Annotated in this window: 21 protein-coding genes; 10 read left to right on the top strand and 11 right to left on the bottom strand. The window is 39.9% G+C overall.

The window, feature by feature from the left end; genetic code table 11:
• Positions 1-322: CpsB/CapC family capsule biosynthesis tyrosine phosphatase (locus AC1DG9_RS01515; protein ID WP_477634242.1), on the top strand; the 322-nt coding region annotated here is incomplete at its 5' end.
• Here the strand turns inward: AC1DG9_RS01515 and AC1DG9_RS01520 are convergent.
• On the bottom strand, positions 297-1,691 hold the full coding sequence (locus AC1DG9_RS01520) for an undecaprenyl-phosphate glucose phosphotransferase (protein ID WP_337718077.1): 1,395 nt from the start codon (positions 1,689-1,691) through the stop codon (positions 297-299). The genes AC1DG9_RS01515 and AC1DG9_RS01520 overlap by 26 nt on opposite strands.
• A 74-nt stretch (positions 1,692-1,765) precedes the next feature.
• Between AC1DG9_RS01520 and AC1DG9_RS01525 the strand changes: the two genes are divergently transcribed.
• From AC1DG9_RS01525 to AC1DG9_RS01545, 5 genes are read left to right on the top strand one after another with little or no spacing between them, the layout of a single operon-like run.
• Positions 1,766-3,028 (top strand): oligosaccharide flippase family protein, encoded by a 1,263-nt coding sequence (locus AC1DG9_RS01525; RefSeq protein WP_337718074.1) that lies wholly within the window; start codon positions 1,766-1,768, stop codon positions 3,026-3,028.
• Positions 3,021-3,950 carry a glycosyltransferase family 2 protein gene (locus tag AC1DG9_RS01530; protein WP_337718072.1) on the top strand — a complete coding sequence of 310 codons (930 nt, stop codon included), beginning with the start codon at positions 3,021-3,023 and terminating at the stop codon, positions 3,948-3,950. The genes AC1DG9_RS01525 and AC1DG9_RS01530 overlap by 8 nt, the downstream gene beginning before the upstream one ends.
• A 19-nt stretch (positions 3,951-3,969) precedes the next feature.
• Positions 3,970-5,361 carry an O-antigen ligase family protein gene (locus AC1DG9_RS01535; RefSeq protein ID WP_477634243.1) on the top strand — a complete coding sequence of 464 codons (1,392 nt, stop codon included), beginning with the start codon at positions 3,970-3,972 and terminating at the stop codon, positions 5,359-5,361.
• The gene (locus AC1DG9_RS01540) at positions 5,351-6,043 is read left to right on the top strand and encodes an acyltransferase (protein WP_477634244.1); all 693 of its coding nucleotides are present in this window, start codon (positions 5,351-5,353) and stop codon (positions 6,041-6,043) included. Before AC1DG9_RS01535 ends, AC1DG9_RS01540 begins: the two co-directional genes overlap by 11 nt.
• Position 6,044: 1 nt before the next feature.
• Positions 6,045-7,160 (top strand): glycosyltransferase family 4 protein, encoded by a 1,116-nt coding sequence (locus AC1DG9_RS01545; protein ID WP_337718067.1) that lies wholly within the window; start codon positions 6,045-6,047, stop codon positions 7,158-7,160.
• On the opposite strand, the gene AC1DG9_RS01550 is transcribed toward AC1DG9_RS01545, so the two are convergent.
• From AC1DG9_RS01550 to AC1DG9_RS01565, 4 genes are all read right to left on the bottom strand, one after another.
• On the bottom strand, positions 7,125-8,066 hold the full coding sequence (locus AC1DG9_RS01550) for a hypothetical protein (RefSeq protein WP_337718065.1): 942 nt from the start codon (positions 8,064-8,066) through the stop codon (positions 7,125-7,127). The genes AC1DG9_RS01545 and AC1DG9_RS01550 overlap by 36 nt on opposite strands.
• A 10-nt stretch (positions 8,067-8,076) precedes the next feature.
• The gene (locus AC1DG9_RS01555) at positions 8,077-9,339 is read right to left on the bottom strand and encodes an MBOAT family O-acyltransferase (protein WP_337718145.1); all 1,263 of its coding nucleotides are present in this window, start codon (positions 9,337-9,339) and stop codon (positions 8,077-8,079) included.
• A gap of 128 nt (positions 9,340-9,467) precedes the next feature.
• The gene (locus AC1DG9_RS01560) at positions 9,468-10,571 is read right to left on the bottom strand and encodes a glycosyltransferase (RefSeq protein WP_337718063.1); all 1,104 of its coding nucleotides are present in this window, start codon (positions 10,569-10,571) and stop codon (positions 9,468-9,470) included.
• A gap of 2 nt (positions 10,572-10,573) precedes the next feature.
• Complete coding sequence (locus tag AC1DG9_RS01565; protein WP_172662037.1) at positions 10,574-11,512, bottom strand: SDR family oxidoreductase; 939 nt, start codon at positions 11,510-11,512, stop codon at positions 10,574-10,576.
• Positions 11,513-11,820: 308 nt separating this feature from the next.
• Here AC1DG9_RS01565 and AC1DG9_RS01570 point away from each other — a divergent pair, with 308 nt between their 5' ends.
• From AC1DG9_RS01570 to AC1DG9_RS01585, 4 genes are read left to right on the top strand one after another with little or no spacing between them, the layout of a single operon-like run.
• The gene (locus AC1DG9_RS01570) at positions 11,821-13,056 is read left to right on the top strand and encodes a glycosyltransferase family 4 protein (protein WP_337718061.1); all 1,236 of its coding nucleotides are present in this window, start codon (positions 11,821-11,823) and stop codon (positions 13,054-13,056) included.
• 42 nt (positions 13,057-13,098) lie between these two features.
• On the top strand, positions 13,099-14,766 hold the full coding sequence (locus AC1DG9_RS01575; RefSeq protein WP_337718059.1) for a capsule assembly Wzi family protein: 1,668 nt from the start codon (positions 13,099-13,101) through the stop codon (positions 14,764-14,766).
• Positions 14,767-14,805: 39 nt separating this feature from the next.
• Positions 14,806-17,142: an SLBB domain-containing protein gene (locus AC1DG9_RS01580; protein WP_337718057.1), complete on the top strand. Its 2,337-nt coding sequence runs from the start codon at positions 14,806-14,808 to the stop codon at positions 17,140-17,142.
• A gap of 1 nt (position 17,143) precedes the next feature.
• A complete protein-coding gene (locus tag AC1DG9_RS01585) occupies positions 17,144-18,229 on the top strand; it encodes a hypothetical protein (RefSeq protein WP_337718055.1) in 1,086 nt (361 codons plus the stop codon).
• Here the strand turns inward: AC1DG9_RS01585 and AC1DG9_RS01590 are convergent.
• The 6 genes from AC1DG9_RS01590 to wecB form a co-directional block, all read right to left on the bottom strand.
• Positions 18,189-19,895 (bottom strand): capsule assembly Wzi family protein, encoded by a 1,707-nt coding sequence (locus AC1DG9_RS01590; RefSeq protein WP_337718053.1) that lies wholly within the window; start codon positions 19,893-19,895, stop codon positions 18,189-18,191. The genes AC1DG9_RS01585 and AC1DG9_RS01590 overlap by 41 nt on opposite strands.
• 12 nt (positions 19,896-19,907) lie before the next feature.
• The gene (locus AC1DG9_RS01595; RefSeq protein ID WP_477634245.1) at positions 19,908-21,596 is read right to left on the bottom strand and encodes a capsule assembly Wzi family protein; all 1,689 of its coding nucleotides are present in this window, start codon (positions 21,594-21,596) and stop codon (positions 19,908-19,910) included.
• Complete coding sequence (locus tag AC1DG9_RS01600) at positions 21,593-22,246, bottom strand: hypothetical protein (protein WP_337718050.1); 654 nt, start codon at positions 22,244-22,246, stop codon at positions 21,593-21,595. The genes AC1DG9_RS01595 and AC1DG9_RS01600 overlap by 4 nt, the downstream gene beginning before the upstream one ends.
• A 126-nt stretch (positions 22,247-22,372) precedes the next feature.
• Entirely contained in the window at positions 22,373-23,518 is a 1,146-nt protein-coding gene (locus AC1DG9_RS01605; protein WP_477634246.1) for an MraY family glycosyltransferase, read from the bottom strand.
• A 138-nt stretch (positions 23,519-23,656) separates the two neighbouring features.
• Positions 23,657-24,934 (bottom strand): glycosyltransferase family 4 protein, encoded by a 1,278-nt coding sequence (locus AC1DG9_RS01610; RefSeq protein ID WP_337718046.1) that lies wholly within the window; start codon positions 24,932-24,934, stop codon positions 23,657-23,659.
• Positions 24,931-26,067, bottom strand: coding sequence for a non-hydrolyzing UDP-N-acetylglucosamine 2-epimerase (gene wecB / locus AC1DG9_RS01615; RefSeq protein ID WP_337718044.1), 1,137 nt, complete (start codon positions 26,065-26,067; stop codon positions 24,931-24,933). Before wecB ends, AC1DG9_RS01610 begins: the two co-directional genes overlap by 4 nt.
• Positions 26,068-26,078 lie beyond the last annotated feature (11 nt).

The following is a 26,078-nucleotide window of genomic DNA, read 5'->3' on the forward strand; positions in this document are numbered from 1 at the left end:
CATTAAAGGTTATCAGATTATCCTTGCCCATCCAGAACGATATTTGTTCTTTCACAAACAGTTCGATTACTACAAACGAATTAAAGAAATGGGCGTTGAATTGCAGATTAATGCACTATCCTTAACAGAACATTATGGAAAACATGTAAAATCAATTGCGGAAAAATTAATTGAAAAAGACATGATTGATTTTATTGGAACAGATATCCACCACATTAGGCACCTGGAAGGTTTAAAAAGAGTTCCATTAACAAAGCATTTCGAACGTTTGCTACACAGTGGGTTACTAAAGAATACTACCTTGCATTCTCATGGCCAGTAAGCACTTGCCAGGCCGTTAAGAATACAATCTTTAAATCCAAAAGAAAGGACCAGTTTTCTAAGTACCAGATATCGGCTTCAACCCTTGCAGCCATAGAATCGTCGATCCTTGTTTCACCCCTGAATCCTTTAACCTGCGCCCAGCCGGTAATGCCCGGCAACAAAAAATGTCTGACCATGAATTGGTCTATAATGGCGGAATATTCGGCAGTATGCTGCAACATATGAGGCCTTGGCCCTACCACAGACATCTCTCCCATCAATACATTAAAAAACTGGGGCAACTCATCAATGCTGTTCTTACGCATAAACGCACCAATTTTAGTAATCCGGTCATCGTCTTTAGTTGCTTGCTTRCAATCTGCATCCGAATTCACTTTCATGCTTCTGAATTTGAGACAATAAAAGGGCTGGTTGTCTTTTCCTGATCGCAGCTGCTTAAAAAAAACAGGTCCTTTTGATTCCAGCTTGATCAAAATTGCCATAAGTGGCAGCATCCAGCTCATCACAAAAACAATGATCATAAGCGAAAACACCACATCAAAGATCCGTTTAACGACCTGGTTAATCATGATCTCCAAAGGCTCCATCCGCTGACTCAATATGGGTATATGCCCATACACCTGCACTTTAACATTCTTTTTAAAATAGTGTTTTATGTCGGGTACAAGTTTAAAACGGATCATCTCCTTATCTGCCTCCCGCATCAGGGTATTTATCTTATCCAATGAACTATCGGGTAATGCGCAAAAGATCTCCCGAATACTGCTCCCCTTAACGTAATCGATGCAGTCGCTTACCTTACCCAAAATATTAAAGCCCTCATCATCATCCGCAATATCATCGTCAAAAAAACCAACCACCTTATAACCCAGATGCGTATCAAACTCCATATGTTTTTTAAGCGCCAAACCCAATGGGCCTGCTCCTACAATAACCACCTTCTTGTAATTGATTAAACTTTCTCTCCTGGAACGACGAAACAGCAAAAACACAATCTTTCCGACAAGGAATAGGCCCGAAAACACCACAAAAGTAAACGACAGTAATTGATAAGATTGGTTTAGGTCTTTTATGGTATAGATCAGAATGCCCATGAAGGCTGCAAACAAAAGCAAGGACCCTAAAGCCTGCTTAATGGTTGGAATGGCATCCTTAACAAAAATATCGCTATACAAGCGGGTGAGCTGTGTTACATTAAACCATACAAAATTGATGAGGAGGACATTCAGTAAATTGATATGCTGAAGATCTGTAAAGCTAACGCTTTGATAGGTCATCACATAACCAATATAACCCGCCAGGTTGATCAGAAACAAATCAATCAATATACTTATTACTTTATAATAAGTCCGGTACTGTTCATTCATATATAAGTGCAAACTTAGTCATAAATTTAGATTATGATTTAAATATGCTAAATTTGACGATTCATCTATCAGACTTGAAACAATTTTTAACAGGTTCATACAACCGTATAAAAGACACCAATATCTTATCGAATTTTGCGAATCTGAGTAGCATTCAGCTTTCGAATATACTGTTGTTAATTATTATCTTTCCGATCATTACCCATAAAATTGGTATCGAGGCCTTTGGTTTTGTAATGCTTGCCAATTCATTTTCTTCATTAGCCGGAATCATTGTCAATTATGGCACAAATCAAACAGGAATAAGGGACATCGCAGGAAATCTTAAAGACCCTGAAAAACTAAGAGCGGTATTCTACAATACCTTATGGATAAGATTATTATTCTTTATTGCATATATCCTGGTTGTTTATGTAATGCAATGGTTCAACATTAAGTATTATTTATTTATACTTTACGCCATTCCATTGGTACTCTCAGAGGTACTGAATCCTCTCTTTTTCTTCATAGGAATTGAAAAATTAAAGTTTTACAACATTTCAAATCTAGCTTCAAAAGTATTGTCTATTATTTTGCTCATCTTCTTTATAAAAGATGCCCGGGATGCGGAATGGGTAAATTTTATTATGGGAATGGCCACGGTGGTTACTTTTTCATACCTCCTGCTCAATGCAATCCCGAAGTTTAGGCTCTCCTTTCAACTTCCGGTAAAGGCTGATATCTGGAGAATTACCCGAGACAACTTTTACCTGACAATAAATAACATCTCTACCAACCTGCAACAATCCATTATCATTTTTGCCCTTGCTAAATGGGGCAATGCCTCCTGGCTTGGAGCATATACACTTTGCGATAAAGTAGTCGGCTCTTCCAGGATTCTGCTCATTACCGTATCTAATGCCGTTTATCCAAAATCTGCCCAGCTATATAAGGAAAGTACCAGATTATGGAAAGTATACCGACAACGGATGCAATTCATTCTCGCAGGGATTTTCTTTGTCGGGTCTGTTCTTCTCTTTTTCTTTGCGGGTTTTGCTGTTCGGGTTCTTTCAGGAGAGGAAAATGAAACATCCATTATCTATTTAAGGACAATGGCATTATTCCCTGCTATTTCTGCTTTAAACGTATTAAATGTACTAGATCAACTGCTCAAAAATAATAGTGTTTACATTTTCAGGATCGCAATGATCATGTTTGCATTTTCTGTGGCTCTTGCATTCCTGTTCTTACATTATGCCAATTATAAATGGTTTGGTTCATTTACAGTAATTATTGAACTTTGCGCCTTATTTATGTATCAATATGTGGTAAAGAAACCCGCCATCCAAAATGTCTAAACCTGTAGCCCTGATCCTGCTCAACTGGAATACTCCGGAGTACACCACTGATTGCATAAAATCTGTACTTGAATATTGCAACCCTGATCATTTTGACATCATTGTAACTGATAACGGATCTACAGATGGTTCTCTGGAACTTTTGCAAAGTCAATTTCCCGAGCTCGTTTATCTCGACAATAAAGAAAATCTGGGTTTTGCAGAAGGAAACAACCGTGCAATTGATTACAGCATCAGTAAGGGCTATACCTACTCATTGATCATGAATACGGATACGCTGGTTGATAGCGACATCATCAGCAAAATGCTGCAGCACATGCAAAACCATCCCCAAGCTGCTGCGGTTCAGCCTGCCATTTATTGGATGCACGACAGAAACAAGATCTGGAACGGGGATTCGTATGTAAACTTTGTACTTGGGTTTACCTATAACAAAAAGAATACTTCTGAATCATCAGATGAACAGGATTATAAAAAGGTAGAATGGGTTACGGGCTGTTGTTGCCTGATAAGAAACGAGGTATTAAAGCAAACCGGAGGCTTTAACAAGGAGTTCTTTTTATATTATGAAGATGTGGAACTCTCTTTCCGGCTCCGCGCACAAGGGTATGAACTGCATTACCTTCCTTCCTGCAAAATGTACCATGAGGCCGGCGCTTCCGGAAAAGAGAAGGAAACCAATGAGGGCACTTTAAGTCCTGTTATTCACTACTATGTAAATAGAAACAAGATCTGGTTTTTGCGTGGATATGGCAAGCCATTATTCTATCCCCTGGTATTTTTGTACAATGCCCCCTACTACCTTGCCTTATATTCTTATTTTAAGCTAAAGGGAAGAAATAAAAAAGCGGAATATTTATTTAAAGGATTGAAAGATGGATTTTTCACTCCGAAAAACTTAATTTGGCCATCGAAACCATAAATTCAACAAAGAGCTAACTATGTTTATTTTTCCCCTGATCTTTATTTGTTCTTTTATAATGGCAGTAAGAGAGATCTTAAGGGGAAATGCCAGCGGCTTGCTGCTGTTCATGATCTTCGGGCTCTCGATCTACACCACCACCATGTCGGTTACGTTTATGCTGGGACTAAAAAGCATCATTCCAACCATGCAATTTTTTAAAGAGGCCTTGATATTTGGTGTGCTCCTTTTAAATCTGGCTAACTTAAAATATCGACCCCGGTTTCACCTGATCGATTATACCATAATGGCCTTCTTGCTGTACCTGATCCTGTATGCATTGCTGCCGATAGGTGAACAGGGGCTGTTCGACCGACTGATTGCGCTTAAAAGTACGGCCTTTTATATTATGGTATACTTTGTTGGGCGTACCATCGATGCAAAAGAGGTCTACATCAATAAATATTTTAATTACCTGGTGCTGCTCACCATCGCAGCCGGAGCTGTGCTGGTAGTAGAGCTCCTGATGTACCAGCAGTTACAATTGCGCACCGGCTATGCCGAATACAATTATTATTTTTTTAACGCTGAGCCTAGCGGACAGTACGGAATCAGTACAACTTTTGATTCTGACAGTGGCTACAGGCGTTTCGCCAGCTTTTTCACCAACCCGCTTGAGCTTGCGGCGGCTTCCATAATTTCGTTGGCTGTTATAGCTGGCCTATACACTACTGACAACAATAAATTTAGAATCAATACCGTAGGAATGCTGGGATTAGGCGCTTCCTTTTTAGCCATACTTTTCGCCTTATCAAGGGCACCATTGGCCAGTTATTTCGTGGTAACTTATGTATACGCATTGCTCACCAAAAGAAAAGCAATAACCCACATTATTCACCTTGGCTTTTGTGCAGTGGCAATTTATGTGGCTTATTTATTCTGGCAATTTGAACAAAATCATGAGGGTATCATTCAAATTCTGGTTAACACCATTGATTTTAGTGACCCTTCCAGTATCGRACACCTTCAGCAATGGGTAGAAGGTGTATTGGCAATAATCAACAACCCAATGGGGCTTGGTTTAGGATCATCCGGAAGGGTGGCGGGAACCTTGGGGGAAAACGTAGGTGGCGAAAATCAATACATCATTATTGGCGTACAGGCCGGCATTATTGCTTTATTGTTATACCTGTGCATATATGTGATGGTGATCAGAACGGGTATAAAATGGTTGCCTAAACTGAAAGGTAAAGAAAGACAGGTGTGCTTAACCGTGTTGCTGATCAAAATCGGTTTCATCATTCCATCACTGACCTCGGAATTTGAAGGTTCTGCATACATTTCTTACATTAACTGGTTCTTAACCGGTTTACTGATCAATATGATTATGAAACCAATGATAACCCAAACTCAACCTACTGATGATCATTGAGAAGTTAATAAGAACATTAAAAGGAGACGCTAACTATAAATGGGAAAGCCCTTATTCTACGAGAGACTTATTCAATGTGAGTTTTCACAGATTTGTACAGGTAGTTAGAGGGTTATTCCTTAAACCTTTTCTAAGGAAATCGTCGGGCCTGATCTTTATTGGCAGTAACGTAAAAGTACGCCACGCTTATCAGCTTACCGCTGGAAAAAACCTGATTCTTGAGGATGGGGTGAGTATTAATGCCTTATCTGAACAGGGCATTACACTGGGCGATCATGTTTCTATTGCACGCAATTCCATTTTGTTTTGCACCGGAATTATTGCCCAAAAAGGCACCGGTATTACGATTGGCGATAGAACCGGCATAAGTGCCCGTGCTTATTTTGYCGGGCAGGGAGGCATTACCATTGGCAATGATGTGATCATGGGACCAAATGTGCAGGTTTTTTCTGAAAACCATGCTTTTGCCGACCCTAACCTGACGATAAAGGAACAAGGTGTAATTAAAGATCCGGTAGTGATTGGAAACAATTGCTGGATAGGTGGTGGGGCCACCATTCTGGCCGGTGTACATATTGGCGATGGTTGTGTAATAGCGGCAGGGAGTGTGGTTACCAAATCTGTAGCGGCAAATTCCATTGTGGCAGGCGTACCGGCTAAGGTTATTAAAAGCAGAGTGTAACATGCCGAAACCATTGATTATAGGAGTAGATGTCCGCGACTTAAGATTAGCCAGAACAGGTACCCGTACCTATCTGGAAGAATTGGTTAAGGAGTTTAAAAAAATGAATGGCAATGGGGTTCAGTTTCATTTTCTGGACACTGATTTTCCGGTTTATACTGGGAATAAAAAGATATTCAAACTTATTGAACATGCCCGGTATCAGCTCTGGAAGCAATTGATCTTACCCATAAAAGCGTTTTCAAAAAACTGCAATGTTATCTTCTGCACCGACAACTTTGTGCCGCTGATCCATTTGGGTTACAAGACCATACCTGTTTTTCATGATGCTTTCTTTTTTGAAAACCCTGAGAATTACGGACGCCTCTGGCTTTGGCTCTATAAAAGAACAGCCATTCCTGCTGCTAAACGTTCTCCTTTTATAGTTACACCAACAAAATACGCCAAAGATCAGATCGCTCGTTATACCGGCATTGCGGAAAAAAAACTGGTCGTAATTTACGAGGGGCCAAAGTTTCTTGAAGATCATGGCTCCAGATCAAACACCAATAGTATTCCTCTTGACTCCTCTTATCTGCTGCATGTGGGCACCCTATTTAAAAGAAAAAACATTCCTGCCCTGATCAATGCCTTTAAACAGATCAAAGCATCGGGCTATCCGAAGCTGAAGCTAGTACTGGCTGGTTCCTTTCCGGCAAATAGTCAGGAAAGTGATCACAGTTTAATTATAGATACCATTGAAAATTCCGGACTCAGGGACCAGGTGGTGCTTACGGGCTATTTGTCGGACGGGGAATTGGCCTTGCTTTATAAAAATGCTTTAATGTATGTTTTCCCTTCCACAAATGAAGGCTTTGGGATTCCGATACTGGAGGCTTTTAAATATAATTTACCCGTGCTTGTAGCCAACAACACCAGCCTTCCCGAGGTGGGTGGCGATGCGGTGCTTCAATTTAATCCCTTTGATATCGCCGATATGTCGTTGAAGATAAAATCTGTATTAGATGATGAGCATCTCCGCAAGCAAATGGCGGACAAAGGACGGCAGCGTTTGGCCGGCTTCTCCTGGGAAAAGGCAGCTTTAGAATTGATCGAAGTATTTAGGAAGGTCGTTTAACAAAGTTTTTGTCCACAATGCAGCACCCATAGCATTTAAATGTGAAGTGTCGTGAAAAAGCTCGCATTTACCCCTAAATTCTGCACTGCTTCCATAATCAAGATAATTAACATTCATTTTCGTCAGCAACTGGAGGAGCTTTTCTCTATACACCTCTTTCTTATTGCTATCATACTCCATTAGGGGCGTAGTGGTAATCAATAGCTTCACTTGTTTTGACTGGATAAAACTGATCAGTTTTATCAGGTAATCGATCTTATTTTTATCAAAAGCAATTTTCCCCCTATCTGCTTCTTCACGGTTGACAGTTCCTGCACACATGTCTCCTTCTACCGGATCATAACCCAGGCTCTCCATGCTTTTACCAAAGGAATGACCATAGGTATTTAATAAGATATAACCCAGAGTGGAATTGTACCTGTACAAATGGGATTTGGCTTTTAATGCTGCTCTATCCGGAATTAAGGAAATGGTAGAATCAATTACGGGATTAACATGATAATAAGGCAACAAGATCGCCAGCCTTTCATAATCCGTAGGATCATAACGCAATTCATTGTAATCTAAATTCAGGATAATGAGTTCAGGTTGATATCGGGATAAAACGCTCTTCACTAATGGATAGGTATACAAAAGGCTTTGCCCCTGGTTCCCAAAATTAAAAACAGATTTCGACAATGTTTTTGCCATTAATGGTGCATCAAAATGCTGTGCGGCATGAGAGTTGCCAAAAATAAGAACCTGCTCTTTACCGTCCTTTATGGCATGTGAAGTGGTAAAATATTTCCCGCTGCGTTGTTTATTGAACAAATACTTTAGCACCAGTCCTCCCGCTAAATCAGCAACTATTAAAGCAAGGGCTAAAACCAATAACTTAACTAAAAGTGTTTTTACTTTTTTGCTCATCTCCCTTTATTTAGAACTGGAAATAGATAAACTGCCCCTCACTAAATACACCAAACAGCATAATGATCATAGCGACAAGGGTATAATAACAATACCTGGCCACCAAAGTATTTGGCAGTAATTTATATAAATGGGGCTTGTATTCTGTTATAAATTCGAAAAACATTAATGCCATGATGGCCACACAGGCATAATAGAAATGATCTTTAGGGTTGCCGGGATAGAATGGCCCTTCAAATCTGATGATCTTACCCAATATTGAAACGGCATCGGTGATATTGGATGCACGGAAGAATACCCAGGTAATACAAATCAAAGAGAAGGTAAATATGGTTTTGAGTGCTGTTTTGATCAGGTTATCTCTTTTTGATGATTTAGGGATCATGGATTCGATAATCAGCAATACCCCATTCAATGCACCCCATACCACATAGGTCCAGTTGGCACCATGCCATAGCCCGCTTATTAAAAATACGATTAACAGGTTGCGGTATACCAAAACCTTACTTTTAACCTTGCTCCCGCCCAATGGGATATACACATAGTCTTTAAACCAGGTGGATAAGGAGATGTGCCACCTGCGCCAGAATTGTGAAACAGAGGTAGCCAAATAGGGCCTGTTGAAATTCTTCATTAGATCAAAACCCATCACCCGCGCCGCGCCAATAGCGATATCGGAGTAGGCGGAAAAATCACAATAGATCTGAAAGGCAAAAAAAACGGTAGCACATGCCAGCGACTGGCCCGATTGGGTAGCCGAGTTGTTATAAATGGTATCTACATAAATCCCAATTCTATCGGCAATGACCAGCTTTTTTAAGAACCCGATCAGCATTTGCTTTAATCCTGAGCTCACTCTTTCTAAACTAAATTCATGCTTTTCATGAAACTGGTGCAGCAGATTCTGTGGCCTTTCTATCGGCCCTGCCACCAATTGAGGGTAAAACATGACAAACAAGGCATAGATCCCAAAGTTTCTTTCGGCTTTCTGATTGCCGCGGTAAACCTCGATGGTATAGCTCATTGCCTGAAAGGTATGAAAGGAAAGGCCGATGGGTAATAAAATGGCTAAATAAGGGAATACCGAACCAATGTTCTCATTTATAAAATTGTAATACTTAAACACACACAATACACTGATATTGGCGATCAGGCTGACGATCAGGAATACTTTTCTTCTGTGCCCTGAGCTATTTTCGATGTATATTCCTGCAAAATAATCGATTACGATTGTGAAGCCGAGTATCAATATATATATCGGCACAAAGGCCATATAAAAATAACAGCTGGATAGCAAAAGCAGCATCCAGCGGAATTTATGGGGCAGTAAGTAAAATAACGTGGTTACAGTTATAAAGAAGAATATGAACTGGACAGAATTAAATAACATAGGCTTTTCTGCTATTTATTTAAAAACACTTCTACATGCTCGTCGGCTACATTCTCCCAATTAAAAACACTTAATGCACGCTCCTGAGCTCTTTTAGCTAATGTCAGCATTTCGGAATAATTATCTTCGCAATAATTGATTTGTTCCGTTAAAGACAGGATATTTCCTTTTTTAAACATCCTTACGGTATCCTGTACGGCGTATTCATTTTCTTCAATATCGCTTACAATCATCGGGACATTTAAACCCATTACGCTCAGCACAACGGGGGATAAGCCCTCTACATCTGAAGGCTGGATATAGCAATAGGCATTTCTGATGAGCGTATTTACCTCGTCGCCATATACAAACCCGGGGAACAAGACTTTTTCATTTCCCATATCCATGATTTGCTGTTCATAAGGAGAAGGATTTGGCGATCCACCGATAAGGACCAGTTTCTTCTTAGAATTAGAATTTTTAAATGCCGGAATTAAATAATGCAGGCCTTTGTCAGGAATAAACCGACCTATAAAAAGATAATACTCCTGTTTTTCGAGGTTATTCTTTGTTAATATTTCAGGCACATCTACCCATGGCGCCACTTCGCTCCCAAAAGGGATGAAAGTGTATTCCTTTTTAAACCTCTCTTCAAATAGTTTTTTGGCAATCACATTGTCGAAGATCACCTCATTAGGCAGGTGAGCGGTTAAGTATGCCGAAAGCTTAAGGTACAGCTTGCCATACCAGGGCCATTTGTCACGCTTCCAGTCTACCCCATCCTGACTGATAAATACCTTTTTCCCAAAAATACGTAATGGCAATGCCCAGATACTGTTCCCCCCGTTTTGGATGTGAACGATATCTGCAGTATTGTTTACAATAATATCCCAGGTACATTTAAAGGAATGCAGTAAAGTATCAAACCCTGTTCTTGCAGTTGTTTTGAAGGTTTTTATTTTTACACCCTCGTATTCTTTAACATCTACAAAAACATCAGGGTATTGTCTGTTATAAGCTACAACGCTGTGTCCACGCTTAACAAGCCTTGGAAACAGCTCCATTGCAAATTTATCTGCACCAGCCGCTCCTTTTGCGGGAGGCATCGACCTGAAGCCAAAAGCCGCAATACGCATAATTAAAGACTGATGGTTTCTTTTGTAGCAGGAAGGTTCTCTTCCAGGAATTCAGCGTAATAGTTATCGATATACTCTCTTAAAGCAACCTTCCAATCACGCATGATGTTCAAATCCCTTAAAGTCAGTTTTTTATTGATCAAGCGCTCTGAGGTAGGTCTCGGCGCAAAATAAGTGTCTTTAAAGTAATCTGACGAGACTTCTTTAAAGGTTACTTCTTCTGATAAACCCAGAATATTTACCAGCTCCTCAGCAACTTCACGTCTGCTGGTCTCACCGTTACACACTAAATTATATAGGCCCCAATATTCTTTTTCAAATAACAGCTTTACATTTTTTGCAAAATCAACTGTGAATGTTGGTGTTCCATCTTTATCATTTACCACATGAAGTTCTCTGGTACCTTTAACCAGCTGCTTGATGAGTTTATTGATGAACTTTTTATCTTTCTTTGGACCGCCGCCCATCATCCAGCCTGCACGGCAAATGATGTAACGTTTGGCATTTTCCCTTACATAACGCTCGCCCATGTATTTTGAGCGGGCATAATGACCAAGTGGATTTGGTTCGTCCCAATCATCATAGAATTCTTTCTTTCCATCAAAAATACCTGCGGTGCTGATGTACAACAAAGGGATATTCAATTGATTTGCGATATACACTGCATTTTCTACCGAAGTAGTGTTGGTCAGATAGGTATCGTCCTGATTCAGTTCACAATACTCCAGATCGGTATAGGCACCAAGGTGAAAAAGATAGTCGGGATTAAAGTCGGTTACGTCCTTTTTATATTGTTCGAACTCACGGAAATCAAGAAAACTAAGCCAATTTTCATTGACGTCCTTATCAGTACATTTAAGTTCGTATTCTTCTTTAAAAACAGAGTGAAAGGCTTCACCAAGCATTCCGCCAGCACCGGCAATATAAATTTTCTTCTTCATTAGAGACTTTAACGCCATATTTTTCAATCTTTTAAAAGAGTTGTATGGCAAGAGATTAAATGGTTTGATGTTGACGCCAAAATTAACTTTTTTTTATTACCAGTACAACCTTTTTTAATTCTGTCCAAATTTAACTTGCCTGGCAGAGCAGCACTTTGCATTAAAAAAACTGAAAAATGACCAAAAATGAGTTCATTTTGGTAAAATTTCATTTAATACAAGCATCTTTGAGCGCAAATTACGTTTAACAACGTATGGTGTATAAAAATTATGCCAGTTTATTATAAGTGTTAATTTAGAAGAAACAAATGAATATTCTTGTTGCAAACTGGACCTGGTATCCGAGTGGTGGAGATTGGACCTATGTTGAAAACGTCACCAAGCTTTATCGGGAAAAAGGACACCAGGTAATTCCCTTTTCTATGAAGGATCCAAGAAACTTTCCTTCTGACTACACTGAATATTTTATTGAACACATAGATTATAAAAAAGTAAACAAAAAGAGCCTGAGTGATGGACTGAAGGTAGTAAAGAAAAGCATTTTCTCGACCGAAGCACAGCAGCAGCTGGAAAAGTTACTGGATACGGTTAAGATCGATTTCGCACACATCAATGTGATCCATCACTACATCACTCCTGCGATTTTAAAAACACTTAAAGACCGGGGAATCCCCATCATCTGGACGCTTCATGAATACACACCGATTTGTCCTGAAAGTACCTTTATCAGTCACGGAAAGATCTGCGAAAAATGCTTTGGTGGTGCCTTTCACCATTGCGTAACCAATAAGTGCAAAAAAGGTTCTTATCCGGCAAGTGTAGTGGCGGCACTTGAGAACTATGTTCATAAATACCTGAATTACTATGCTTATGTAGATCACTATGTGTGCCCCTCTGTTTTTCTGTATGAGAAATTCAAATCCTTTAATTTCTTTGAAGAGAAGCTGGTGCAGCTTTACCATGGTTATGATTACGAAGAGATTGAAGCKGCAAAAGCACAGATTGCTGTAGCTTCAAATGAACGCTATATTGTGTTCGTAGGCCGACTGGAAAAGATAAAAGGAGTACATACGATATTGGCGGCCATGAAAGATCATCCGGAGATCCGGTTAAAGGTTATTGGAACAGGGACACAGCAGGCCGAGCTCATCGACTTTGTTGCGAAGAACAACCTGAACAACGTAGAATTTATGGGTAAAAAAAACAAAAAAGAAACCCTGGAGCTGATTGGAAGCGCCGACTTTTTGATCTGCCCTTCTGAATGGTATGAAGTGCTTGGCTTTACCGTTGTGGAAGCCATGGCCATGGGCAAACCTGTAATTGGCTCGAAAATTGGTGCGATCCCCGAAATGGTGATTGATGGGCATACCGGATTCTTATTTGAACCGGGTAATTATTCGCAACTTTCTGAAAAGATAAATGAGCTTTACAACAATAAGAACCTGTTATTGCAAATGGGAGCAAATGCAGAAAAACATATTCGCGGTCTTATCAACACCGAAAAACATTTTTCAGGATTACAAACGCTTATTCCTTCTCTATAATCATATTTACAATTATATTTTTCATAAAACTATCATCTAAAAATGAATAGCTTACATATCAAGAAAACCATACCCCTCTTTTCTGTCCTTATTATTGGATTTTCCTTTATCGCTTTGAAGAGTAATGCTCAGGTTGTATACGAAAACCCAACAAACCCTGTTTATAAATACCTCTCGCGTCAGGCCCAAAAAGGAAACATCGAGTTTAATGACCTGATCCAACCGGTGAGCAGGAAACAAATTGCTTCATTATTGACCAGTTTACAGGATTCATCGGCTAAACTGAGCACAACCGAACAAAAAGAACTTGCTTTTTATTTACAGGAGTTCAGTGAATTTAGCACCAACGTAAAAGACACTACTACTTTTTTCAAGAAAGATCCAGCAGGTAGATGGAGATTTCTATCCGTTACCAAAGACGATTTTCTATTAAGGGGAGACCCTGCCCTGACTTTTGAAACCTTTCAGGGAAAAAACAAAAGCATGGCCCGCGTGGGAACCGGCTTAACTTTTTGGGGTCATGCCGGAAAGCACATTAGCTTTCAGTTTTATTTTCAGGATATTACTGATCGCGGTAAAGGAATTGACAGCACCCGAATATTTACACCTGAAACCGGGATCATCAGAACGGCAAACATAAACCCAAATGCAAAGACTGTAAATTACAGCGATTTCAGGGGAAACATTACTTACGCCTGGGAAAATGGGGCGATCAGCTTTGGAAAAGACCAAATGCTGTGGGGCTATGGACAAGGTGGACGATTGGTCTTATCTGACAAATCACCTGCTTACCCGAACATCAGAATTGATTATCAACCACTTAAATGGCTTCGCTTTAATTACATTCATGCCTGGTTAAATTCTGCATTAGTTGATTCGGCAAGATCTTATGATAAGGGCAATCCGCATTTTGGCAATAACAGGGAAATCTACATTCCTAAATTCCTGGCTTCACATACCCTAAGTTTTATCCCAGTTAAAGGCCTGGACCTTAGTGTGGGTGAATCGGTAGTTTATAGTGATAATCTGGATGTAGGATACCTGATCCCGGTAATGTTCTTTAAAGCATATGATCAATACCAAAGTCGCTATAAGCTTTCAACCGGAGCAAACAGCCAGTTCTTCTTTTCTGTAAGTTCCAGAAATCATTTACCCAAAACACATTTATACGGATCCCTTTTTATTGACGAGATTAGAACAGGGGCAATTTTTAACGCCTCAAAAAGCAGAAATCAGATTGGGTACAGTGTTGGTGCCTCTGTTACAGACGTACTGGTGCCGTATTTAACATTGGGAGGAGAATACAGTCGCATAAACCCTTATGCCTACAACAATCTGATCCCCGCACAAACCTATACAAATCAGAGTTATTTAATGGGCGACTGGATTGGACAAAATGCAGACAGAGTTACTGCATGGGTTAACTACACACCTATACCCCGTATGGTTGCCAGTTTCCAGTTCACAGCCATTAGAAAAGGTCAGGAAGGAAACCTTTATGATCAGTATTTTGCAGAGCCACAGCCAAAATTCTTAAGTGAGGGGCCGGTAGAAACTCAAAAACAATATTTACTTGAGGTAAATTACCAACTGCTGAATAAATTATATGTTAAAACTTCTTTCATGCACCAGGATGGAGTAATAAGACCTGCTCTGCAAACATCCGCTGTTCCAAACGAGTTTAAGTTCGGCGTATCTTATGGCTTTTAACCCTGAATACTTATATTTGTCATTTATCATAATATCTACATGAACAATAAATTACCCTTTTATATTCTTTTCATTTTCTTCCTCGCTACTTCTTTCCGAAGTAACGCGCAGTCTATATCCATGAGTGATATTCAGAATGTAAAAGTAAGCCAGTTGTCGGATGAGCAAATTGGACAAGCCTGGAAAAAGTTACAGGAATCAGGGGTTCCGGAAAGCGAAGCCTATAAGCTGATGATCCAAAAAGGAATGCCTGCCACAGAAGTAGAAGAATTTAAAAATAGGGTGACCTTACTTGGTTTGAACAAAAAACAGGTGAAATTAAACTCATCTCCCCAAAAACCAAATGTAGATTATACAAGAGATACGGCCCAAACGGTGATAAAACCTTATGTAGCTCCAAAACCGGCTCCCGTGCCTGAAGCGCCGCTAAATGTTTATGGAATGGAGTTCTTTAACCAGACCGCCATAAAATTTGAACCGAATTTCAGTATGGCTACGCCTAAGAGCTATGTATTGGGGCCAGGTGATGAGCTGATTGTGCTGGTTACTGGATTAAACGAAAGCAGTGTACGTACCAGGATCACTCCTGAGGGAAATGTACAAATCCCATATGCAGGTATTGTTTACCTGAATGGTTTTACGATAGAGCAGGCAACAAGTCTGATCCGTAATAAAATGACCAAGGTATATCCTGCATTGCGAAATGGACAAACGCAGCTGGCCGTAAACCTGGGCAGTACCCGCAGCATTAAGGTTACGCTGGTTGGAGAAGTAAAAACTCCGGGTTCCTACACTTTATCATCTTTATCGACCTTGTTTAATGCGCTATACAATTCAGGCGGTCCAAATAACAATGGTTCCTTAAGAAATATTGAATTACTAAGAAATAATAAAGTCTATAAAACAGTCGATTTTTACAACTTTTTGCAAAACGGCTTAATGGACGGAAACACCAGGTTGGAAGATCAGGATGTGATCCGTATCCCGGTTTACAAAAAGAGAGTTGGGATTAAAGGTGAAGTTAAAAGACCCGCCATTTATGAGCTTAAAGAAAACGAACAACTGGAAGACCTAATTAAATATGCAGGCGGATTTACAGATGTGGCTTATCGTGGCATCGCTAAAGTAGATCAGGTAAATGAGCTACAAAGAGAGGTAAAAGATGTGCCTTCTTCTTTGTACAAGAATTTTACACCTAACAATGGTGACCTGGTACAAATTGGTGCGATTACCGAAAGATACACCAATAGAGTTGTTCTAGAAGGCGCGGTATACAGACCGGGCACTTATGAGCTTACAGCAGGCTTAAGCCTTGCTGAGTTGCTAAAAACAGCTCAGGGATTAAAACCCGAAGCTTATATGGAGCGTGGACACATCAAAAGAACATTGACCACCCTGGAGAAAGAGCTGATCTCTTTTAATCCGGCAGATGTGGTGAATGGAAAAAATGATATTCCATTGATGAGAGAAGATTCTATTATGGTTCAGGACAGGGCTGTTTTCACTTCTGCCCAGAATGTAACCGTTGCGGGGTTTGTTAAGCTTCCTGCCGCATTTACGTATAGAAAAGGCATGAAACTGGCAGATGTAATTGCGATGGCGGGCGGTTTTCAGGATGAAGCTGCTGAGCATCATGTAGAGATCTCGAGAATCATTAAAAACAGTTCAGATAGCGTTGCCAACCAATTGGTGAAGACCTTTACCATAAATATGAATCAAACCTCAGGTGAAGCGCAGGAACTGGAGCTGGAGCCGATGGATTATATTTATGTTCCAAGACTGGTAAACTACCGCGCGCTTGGCAACATCAGTGTGAAGGGTGAGGTATTGTTCCCTGGTGATTACGCCGTGCAAAGAAGGGATGAAACGGCATTGGATCTTTTACAAAGAGCCGGTGGGTTGAGTCCTTATGGCGCTCTAGAGAATGCCCAGGTATTTAGAAAAGGCGTACGCGTGAACCTGGATCTGACCAATAAAAGCCAGGATCCAAAAGTAAAGACCAGCATGATCCTTTTACCGGGCGACAGTATCTATATACCTCGCCAGATCTCTTTTGTAGAAGTTGCAGGGGCAGTAAATAACCCTCAGTTTGTAGATTATAATGGCCGGAGCTTTAAGTATTATATCAATGCGGCTGCCGGAACAAAAGAAAATGCACGATTGAAAGGTGCTTATGTAAAGTATCCTGACGGATTAAACAAACCTGTAAGGCGTTTCTTGTTTTTCCGTAATTACCCATCTGTGAAGCCGGGAAGTAAGATTATAGTACCGGAAAAAGATCCAAACAACAGGTTTAAGCTTGGCTTTGCTGAAATCACCGGGATTACATCGGCGCTGACTGCATTGATCAGTTTAATCGCTATTTTAAACAAATAACATGGCCCAGGAAAATCCATATCCATACGAGCCCGAGTTCTCTTTAAGCAAAGTAATCGGAAACCGCATAAATGACCTTAAATACGTTTTCAGTTTTAAAAAACTGTTGGCCGCTGCAATTATTACGGGAGCACTGCTTGGTGCTTTAAGCGCCTGGGTATGGACACCTTCTTATACGGCAAGGTTAACTTTTGTGATTGATGACGCCAAATCATCAGGAGCTGGTGGACTTGCGGCCTTAGCAGGGCAGTTTGGCTTTAGTATGGACGGAATTGGTGGTGGTAGTGGCGTGCTGGCCGGTGATAATGTACAAGAGCTGGTAAAGAGCCAGAAATTAATTAAGGCCACCTTGCTTTCCAGTTATGATACCACACAAACCAGATCCCTGGCCGATCGTTATGCCGAAGTAAATAAGCTAAACAAAAAATGGCTTAAATACAGTAAGGATGGAAAGATCATCACTTTTCCGGTTAATGGTAAGCAATATACCCGAATTCAGGACAGTCTTTTACATGTAATGACCGAACAGATCCTTGGTGGTGAGTTTGGCATTGCAAAAACCGATAAAAAGCTTGGCTTTTTTGAGGTAAATACCACCATGAAAGATGAGAGGCTGGCACAACTATTCTGTACCCGCATCATTAAACAAGCGACGGATTTCTATATCCGTACCAAAACCAGCAGGTTAAGAAGTAATGTAAATCGTTTACAGCACCGGGCAGACAGCATTGGACTGATCTTAAATCGTAAGACGTATGCGGCTTCCTCTGCTAGTCAGGCTTTGTTAGACCTGAATCCGGCTTATGCGTCAGCTAATGCTACTGCGGAAGTAAAGGAACGTGATAAGATTGTTTTAAGTACTATTTTTACTGAAACGGTTAAGAACCTGGAGGTAAGTAAAACCATGTTGGCTCAGGAAACCCCAACGGTACAGATTGTAGATGAACCTGAACTACCATTAAAGAAAAACCGGTTAAAATACTCAATGGGTATATTAACCGGTATGCTTATAGGAGGAATTGCCTGTGGTTTCTATATTCTTCTATTTAGAAGCGATAAGAAACACCCAGTTCCCCATGAAAGTTAAATACGCCGTTGTGCGGGATGTAATACCTGTCGGAAGTTGGATCGTAATCTTTTAACCTCCATTGGTAATTCATGGATCTGATTCCTTGCAATTTTGCATTGAATAGGAGATTTCCGTAATTCCATTCGCCTTGAGCGGCTAGTGCGAAATCTACCCATCTTCTACTTTGGCCATCCAAGTCGTTAATAGAACCGTAATAAAAGTCCATATTATGCTCATAACGTTCAAATGAAAGACCTAATTTCTTTAAACCTTTAACCCAGCTCACATCTAGTGACTGAAGATTGCCTCCAGGGCCAACACCAGCACCCAATACCTGTCCTTCGTTAGTATAGCCATCCAATACACCACTATGGGTATACCAGCTTCCTGCTTCTCTTACCAAGCGATCGGGTGATTGAGACATTTGGGTAATTTCCGCATTAAAGGAAATAAATTCGTCCTTACGTGCCTTCAACGGCACTAATTTCCTTACCCCAAATAGATATGCCCTGGAATGATCCGGAGAGCCGATAAAATCCCTAAAATTATAGGAATTGTCGTTAATTCCATATTCGAAATAAACCTCTGCCTTTGCCTTAGTAAATATCCAGCGTGCATATAAAGAAGTCAATTGGTCACGATCAAAAGGATCCCCATCATCAGTTTTAACCTTTTGAAAAGGGGTAAAGAAAGGGAAATAGTCTTTAAAGCCACTTAGATCAGAATGGTAAGCATGAAAAGCTCTGGTAAAACCAAGAAACAATCCAGGTACCCATTTAGGTTGAAAACTGACATTCAAGGCAGAAAGATATCGCCAATCATCCTTCCTTTCTCTTAATAAATTCTCACCGTTGGCAGCATTCTGCACCTCTAATGGCGGCAAACCTGAAGCATTCAATCGACCCGCTATAATCTGCGCTTCAAAAGATCCTATATAAGTATGAATTGGACGTACGGTATTCAAAGTGATATGCTTAAACCCAGCAGCACTATTACTCATCAATAAAGAGTTGCGCATACCAGGCCCCCACCATAAATTTTCATTGGAGACGCCAATTGACGCAGGACCAATTGTTAAGCGGATACTGCTTTGCCCCCATAAGACCTTATTATAAGCACCAGCACCAAAACGTTCAGGAAGATCAGTAGCGGTATATCTTGCATAATACCTTCGAAGTTCAACATCTGAACGATCGAGAGCAAAACCATCAAAGCTTTTATTAGCAGCATATACAAATTCAGGTTGTAGCTGAATGCTTAAAGGGCCAATTTTTGCGAAGAAGCCTCCTGTGATCAAAGATTGATACCCACGAGCCGGGATCATCGCACCGTCGTTCCAACCATAAGGATGATGGGAGTTGAATTGCTGCTGCCAGCTAAAGGGTAAAATCTGGAACTTTCCCTTTCCATTTGCAAAAGAAAGCGGGCCGTCAAACTTCAACCAGCCATCTTCCCGCAATGAGCTATCCGGATCAAATACATTGTGCACTTTAAATGCTTCGGTAGGAAATAATGGCCTGCTTGTAAAGGATACTGTCGAGTCGAGCTCTCCTAGTAGCTGTTTTCTGCGATAATAGTCTTCCAAGACCGGTGTTCCAACAGGAAGTGACTGCGCCTGTGTCTGGGTTAAGTTTAAACCACTGCAAATAACAACAGTAAGGATTGAGTAATATATCTTCTTCATTGTAATGCCTGATTAAAAACGATAGGTAACACCTGCCTGAACCTGTAAATTAAAAGCACCTCTTCCATTTACCCAAATCGGATCATTAGGCCCCTGAAACAAATACCATTGATAATTTAAGGACTTTATCCCTTGCAATTTCGCATTGAAAATGAAATTCTTATAATTCCATTCCCCATTTGCCGCGAGGCTCAGGTCAGTCCAATGCCTTCTGGGGTCAACACTATCCTCATAGGCATAAAAGTAAAAATCGTTATTGTGAACGTAGCGTTCTAATTGCAATCCTATTCTCTTTAGTCCCTTAAACCAACTCACGTCTAATGACTGTAGGTTTCCGCCCGGCCCAATGCCTGCGCCAAGCACTTCTCCCCGATTGGTATAACCATGTCGGATGCTTTTACTCAGGTACCAGCTATTGACCGTTCTGATCTTATCTGCTGAGGTTTCCTGCATTTGCGTAACTTCCACATTGATCATGATGTTCTCATCTCTTGATTTGTTGAAGGGAAGAATTTTTCTAAGCCCAAAAAGATAGGCTCTGGATTGCTGTGGTTCAAGCAGTGCGCCACGCAAATCCTGTGTGGAATTGCTGTGTCCATACTCGAAGTAAATTTCGGCATGTTCCTCAGGCCATAGCCACCGCATAAATATGGAACTGTGCTCATCCCGTTGGTTAAGGGATTCATCTCCTACTACCCGTTTTACCCTGGAGAAGAAAGGAAGATAATCGCCAAAGCTGTTCAGGTCATCGCTATAGGTTTGGGCAGTTCTAGTTATGCCCAGAAATAATCCCGGAATCCACTTAGGTCGGTAGGTAACAACAAGCCCCGATAAATAACGCCAATCGTTTCTTTTTGGAACATACAATGGATTAAAAAAATATTCACGTTCAGGTTCAAGCGCTCCAAAACCTGATGACTCCAGTCTTCCGGCAATTAACTGGCCTTCAAAAGATCCAATTGGTGTGGAAATCGGTTTCCTGGTATTTAAGGTTAAGTGTTTAAAGCCCGGGGCGGTATTGCTCATCAGAAGAGAACTACGCATGCCGGGTCCCCACCAAAGATTCTCTGTTGAAAGGCCGAATGATAGGGCTTTGTAATTTAACCTGATGCTACTTTGGCCCCAATAAGCTTTATTGTAGGCACTTTTTCCGAACCTGGCCGGAAGGTCTATATTGTTATAAAAGTCGTAATACCTTGCGGCAATTACGTCATAATGATCCTTATCAAAGGTATCAAACCCAGTATTTGCGGCCAAGACCACTTCAGGTCTGAATTGAATGGTAAACGGTCCGTACTCGGCATAAATCCCTGCACTTAAAACAGTTTGTAAGCCCTTTGCAGGAATCATCGCCCCGTCGTTCCATCCATATGGATGGTGTGTGTTTATTTGATTTTGAATGCCTAAGGGCAGAAGCATGRCTTTAAACTTGCCAGAATCCAAACCCCAGCTATGATCAGCATCGAGCAGGTTATACCGTGTTTCATCTTCCAGGTAAAACACATCCTTTTTACCAAAAGCTGATTTAGGCATCACCGGCCTTACCATAAAGGAAACGCTGGAATCCAATTGCCCAAGGAGCTGGCTACGTCTGTAATAATCTTCTGCACCAGGCGTTCCAACGGGTAAAGATTGAGCCGTTGATTTGAAATTAAAGCTTCCCGCTAATAAAATCAGGGTGGTTAATTTTAAGTATCTCATAACCTGATTGCTTTAATTTTAATATTATCGACCGACCAACTTTCGTCGCATTTAGGATCAGGAGCATTGCTTTGCTTTAACTGATCAACACATTTCAGGATTAGCTTTTGATCGGAATGTTTGATTTGTTTAACAATTTTATACAAAGAGGTTCCTCCTACTACACCTGCCATATTACAAACTCCCGGAAGATTTCTATTAGCAGCACCGGTTTTAGGATTGTTGTTGTTATTTGGATAATTGTGCGGATAAGACTGAGGCTCACAAAAAGTACCGGTTCCGCAGGGCACATTAGAGAACGTTGTTCTGATGTAACTCTTTCCATCCAGCATCATCTCCCAAAAATCCGGGCCGTCAACTATGCCATCTTCACCTTCCTTATTCCCATCCCAGGCATCATGGATATAGAGATCAAAAGAGATTTCGACCAAATCATGTTCCGGTAGCTTGCTCAACGATAGCTCAAACCCGCTATTGTTGTATCTACCCAGTACTTTAGAGTTGTTGAACGTTTCGATCTCTCCACCGGAAATACCGGTCAGATTACTTTGTTCAAAATCATTACTATAGACTTCAGCTTGGTTGCGATAGTCCTTTGCGCAGGATCCAAACAAGATCAGACACAAAAAAAATAATAGACATTTATTCATTAAATAGCTTTTTCTTCATACAGGTATTCATCGGATTCTATGCACACAACTTTAATGCCGTATTTTGGAAAACACAACGATCCCAGTTTTGCACCGCAAACTTACCGTTTTAATAAGGGAAGGAGGTTAATTTTCTGAGATTTTCTCAAGAACCCGTTCAGCAAAGCTTTTATCTGCTTCAGCCATTTTATCTACTTGAGTTGAAGTAGTTAACAAACGAGYCCTCTTTCTAATGATATTTATAGACAGACTTAAGACACCATTTAAGCTTAGCATCAACAGCATGATCAATGAGATCAGCTGTGCATCACCTATATTTTGTAAAGCCAGTGCAGTAATAATAAAAACAACATTTACAGAGGCGAGTACTAATGTTGCCTGCACATGGCTTAAACCCAGTGAGAGCAAGCGATGATGGATATGATTGCTATCTGCAGTAAATGGAGAGGTGCCACGCATGATTCTTAATGTAAAAACACGTAAGGTATCAAAAACGGGTATAATTAAAATCGCAGAGACCATCCCCATGCCTGAGGTGACTACAAATGGCCCGGCCATTACGTTTTCAGTAAGACTTATGGTCATAAACTTAATACTCAGCACAGCAGCAATGAACCCTAACAGTAGTGAGCCTGAATCTCCCATAAAGATCCTTGCGGGAGTTACGTTAAAAAATAAAAACCCAAGAAGTGCTCCAGCCAATGCAGTTGCCAGATAAGCCCATCCCAAATCCCCTGATTTATAAAAAAGCACCCCAAATGCTACGCAAAGAATTAATCCAATTGATCCTGCAAGCCCATCGATCCCATCAATTAGATTAAAAGCATTAACAATGCCGACGATAAAAAAGACAGTTAAAGTTATACTTGCATAGTAAGGCAGATCATAAACTCCAAACACCCCATGCATGTCTGTTATTCTTATGTTTGCAACCATAGCCACAATAAAAGCACTTGCGAACTGTGCAACAAATTTGATACCCGGGCCCAAACCAATGATATCATCCTTTAATCCGATCATAAAAAGTACCAAACCTGCACCCATTAAAACATTAGCCTCTGGCAATATCTGTGACGGAATAAATATGGAGCAGGAAAAAAGAAACCCCGTAAAAATGGCTACGCCACCAAAGTTTGGAATAATACGTTTATGTATCTTTCTGGACTCATTTGGATCATCAAACAGCCGTTTTCTCAGTGAAACAGTTATTATAGGTGGAATAGCAAAAGCTACAACCAGAAGACTTGTAAGGTAGATTAGGGTGAAAAGCATAGGTAAGCGTTTTATGTGAGAGCAAAGAACTGTAATAGTGTCAAAATTAAAGAAAATTATCTGATATCACCTACTAGTGATATTATTTAATTTCAAACAGAAATATGGCCCGATTCTTTCTAACCGATATAGACTGAATTAATTTACATTATGATTATGATGTAATATTTGATCTGCTAAGTCAACATATTGCTGTGTTACGGCGTTCTTTGAATATTGTTTTTCAATTAACTTAGCCCCCTCTATTGCCATTCTTTCTAAATCAGACTTATTCAGAGAAGCATTTTTCAAAATTTCCACAACCTCCTCACATTTTTCTTGAAAAGTCTCACTATCTACCAAAAAAGCACAATTTGCCGCATCAAGAAAATTATGAATAGGTGTGTGCTTTCCTGATATTACCAGTAATGGTTTACTACAAGCCAATATAGTGTAGACTTTGGATGGAAAACCTTGACCTTCCATCTCCCTGGACATAAATATAAAATGAATGTCTGCATACGAAATTAAACCTGGCATTTGCGAACGCGGTTGATAAGGTACTAAATGAATATTGGTTAGCTTTTCAGTTTTAATTTCATTTTCCAAATAAGCTTTCATAACACCCTCCCCAATGACCCAAAACTCCACATTAAAACCTACCAATCTCTTGGCTATCTCTAATAGTGGTCCCCAATCTTGAGCCAAGCCAATATTACCAGCATACATCACTTTTAAAATCCCTCTTTTTTCAGGAAACAAATTAACATCTAAGCAACTCTTATCATGTAGGATAGGCTTAAACAATTCTGTGTCAACAAAATTTGGGATAACATGCAATTTGGAAGGATTTTTAAATCTGGGTTTTATTGTTTCATAAAAGACAGAATCAATTGTTGTTACTGCACTCGATTTATTGTAGACAAATCTTTCCAAAAGTCTAAGTAAGTTATAAAAAGGTTTAGACTTCAAGCTTCCCTGGTTAATCAAAAGATCCGGGTAAATTTCCTGAACATTATAAATAACTTTCGCCCCCTTTAATTTAGCAATAAGAATATTAATCATTCCTATTGTAAGCGGTGGAGAGGGAGATAATATCAAAGAAATATTCTTTTGCATTAATCCTAGAATTAGTGCCAAAAAATGCCAGTACAAAAAACCTACCATCCGCAATACCGTACTTTTAAATTTTTTTTGAGGAATGTGAATTACCCTGATATTATGAAATTTACTTTCATAGTAAAGTCCAAAAAATTTTGGATTTAATGGTTGTTGGGATAATTCTTCTTCCAAAATATTATAATGAGGGGTTGTAGTTAATACCACAACTTCATATCCACTTTCAAAGAATTTTAAAGCGATATCATTATATAAATAAGCTGTGGAAACCCCATCAGGACTAAATACTAGCGAATGTATTAAAATCTTTTTTTTCATTCAGACCACACAACTCTTTTAACGTAATCAACATAACTTATAATTATTCTAACCATTTTATCAGAAACATTGGGCATAGAATAATCGGCTACCTTTCTAAAACTTCTTTCTTCTCCTCTCTTTTGGTACTGTAATTGAACCAATGCTTGCATAATGCGTTCAGGATTCATACCAACCATCATCACTGAAGCTTCTTCCATAGCTTCAGGGCGTTCATGGGCTTCTCTAAGATTTAATGCAGGAAAATTAAGTGTCGATGACTCTTCTGAAATTGTACCACTATCGGACAGAACTGCATATGAATTCATTTGCAGCGCGTTATAATCGTTAAAACCCATAGGTTTAAGAAATTGGATTTCAGGCATCATTTCAATCCTCTTTGCTTCTATCATATTTCTTGTTCTTGGATGGGTACTAACAATAATAGGATAACCATATTTAGCAGCGATAAGATTTAAACTATGCATTAAGTTTACAAAGTTCTTTTCACTACTAATATTTTCTTCCCGATGAGAAGATACAACAAAGTATTTTTGTTCCTCCAAATTTAGACGCTTTAAAACATCAGAACTTTCAATTTTAGGTAGGTAGTGATTTAGTACCTCAAACATTGGAGAACCTGTTTTAATGATCCTATCGGCTGGCAATCCCTCACGCAAAAGGTATTCTCTGGCAATATCACTATAGGTAAGGTTTACATCTGATACATGATCCACGATTTTTCTGTTGGTTTCTTCAGGCACACGCTGATCAAAACAGCGATTCCCTGCTTCCATATGAAATATAGGTATGTGACGTTTCTTTGCCGGAATAGCACATAAACAAGAGTTTGTATCTCCCAAGACCAGAAAGGCATCTGGTTTTTCACTTTCGAGCAAAGGATCAATTTTAATTAAGATTTGTCCAACGGTCTCTGTAGCTGTAGCTCCTGCTGCATTCAGAAAAAAATCCGGCTTACGGATATCCAGATCATCAAAAAAGATGTGATTTAATTCATAATCATAGTTTTGTCCAGTGTGCACAATAACATGTTCAATTGCTTCAGAGGCATCAAGGGCGGCCATGACTCTTGCAAGCCTGATAATTTCGGGCCTAGTGCCAACCACTGTCATCACTTTAAGCTTTTCTCTCATTTAATTTGATG

The organism is Pedobacter sp. 05L430 (assembly GCF_056397585.1).

Excerpts from the sequence above, each read along its gene's own strand:
- wecB (WP_337718044.1), bottom strand. The coding sequence starts at position 26,067 with ATGAGAGAAAAGCTTAAAGTGATGACAGTGGTTGGCACTAGGCCCGAA.
- AC1DG9_RS01580 (WP_337718057.1), top strand. The coding sequence starts at position 14,806 with ATGAACAATAAATTACCCTTTTATATTCTTTTCATTTTCTTCCTCGCT.
- AC1DG9_RS01555 (WP_337718145.1), bottom strand. The coding sequence starts at position 9,339 with ATGGCCTTTGTGCCGATATATATATTGATACTCGGCTTCACAATCGTA.
- AC1DG9_RS01530 (WP_337718072.1), top strand. The coding sequence starts at position 3,021 with ATGTCTAAACCTGTAGCCCTGATCCTGCTCAACTGGAATACTCCGGAG.
- AC1DG9_RS01565 (WP_172662037.1), bottom strand. The coding sequence starts at position 11,512 with ATGAAGAAGAAAATTTATATTGCCGGTGCTGGCGGAATGCTTGGTGAA.
- AC1DG9_RS01590 (WP_337718053.1), bottom strand. The coding sequence starts at position 19,895 with ATGAAGAAGATATATTACTCAATCCTTACTGTTGTTATTTGCAGTGGT.
- AC1DG9_RS01610 (WP_337718046.1), bottom strand. The coding sequence starts at position 24,934 with ATGAAAAAAAAGATTTTAATACATTCGCTAGTATTTAGTCCTGATGGG.
- AC1DG9_RS01545 (WP_337718067.1), top strand. The coding sequence starts at position 6,045 with ATGCCGAAACCATTGATTATAGGAGTAGATGTCCGCGACTTAAGATTA.
- AC1DG9_RS01600 (WP_337718050.1), bottom strand. The coding sequence starts at position 22,246 with ATGAATAAATGTCTATTATTTTTTTTGTGTCTGATCTTGTTTGGATCC.
- AC1DG9_RS01550 (WP_337718065.1), bottom strand. The coding sequence starts at position 8,066 with ATGAGCAAAAAAGTAAAAACACTTTTAGTTAAGTTATTGGTTTTAGCC.
- AC1DG9_RS01575 (WP_337718059.1), top strand. The coding sequence starts at position 13,099 with ATGAATAGCTTACATATCAAGAAAACCATACCCCTCTTTTCTGTCCTT.
- AC1DG9_RS01560 (WP_337718063.1), bottom strand. The coding sequence starts at position 10,571 with ATGCGTATTGCGGCTTTTGGCTTCAGGTCGATGCCTCCCGCAAAAGGA.
- AC1DG9_RS01585 (WP_337718055.1), top strand. The coding sequence starts at position 17,144 with ATGGCCCAGGAAAATCCATATCCATACGAGCCCGAGTTCTCTTTAAGC.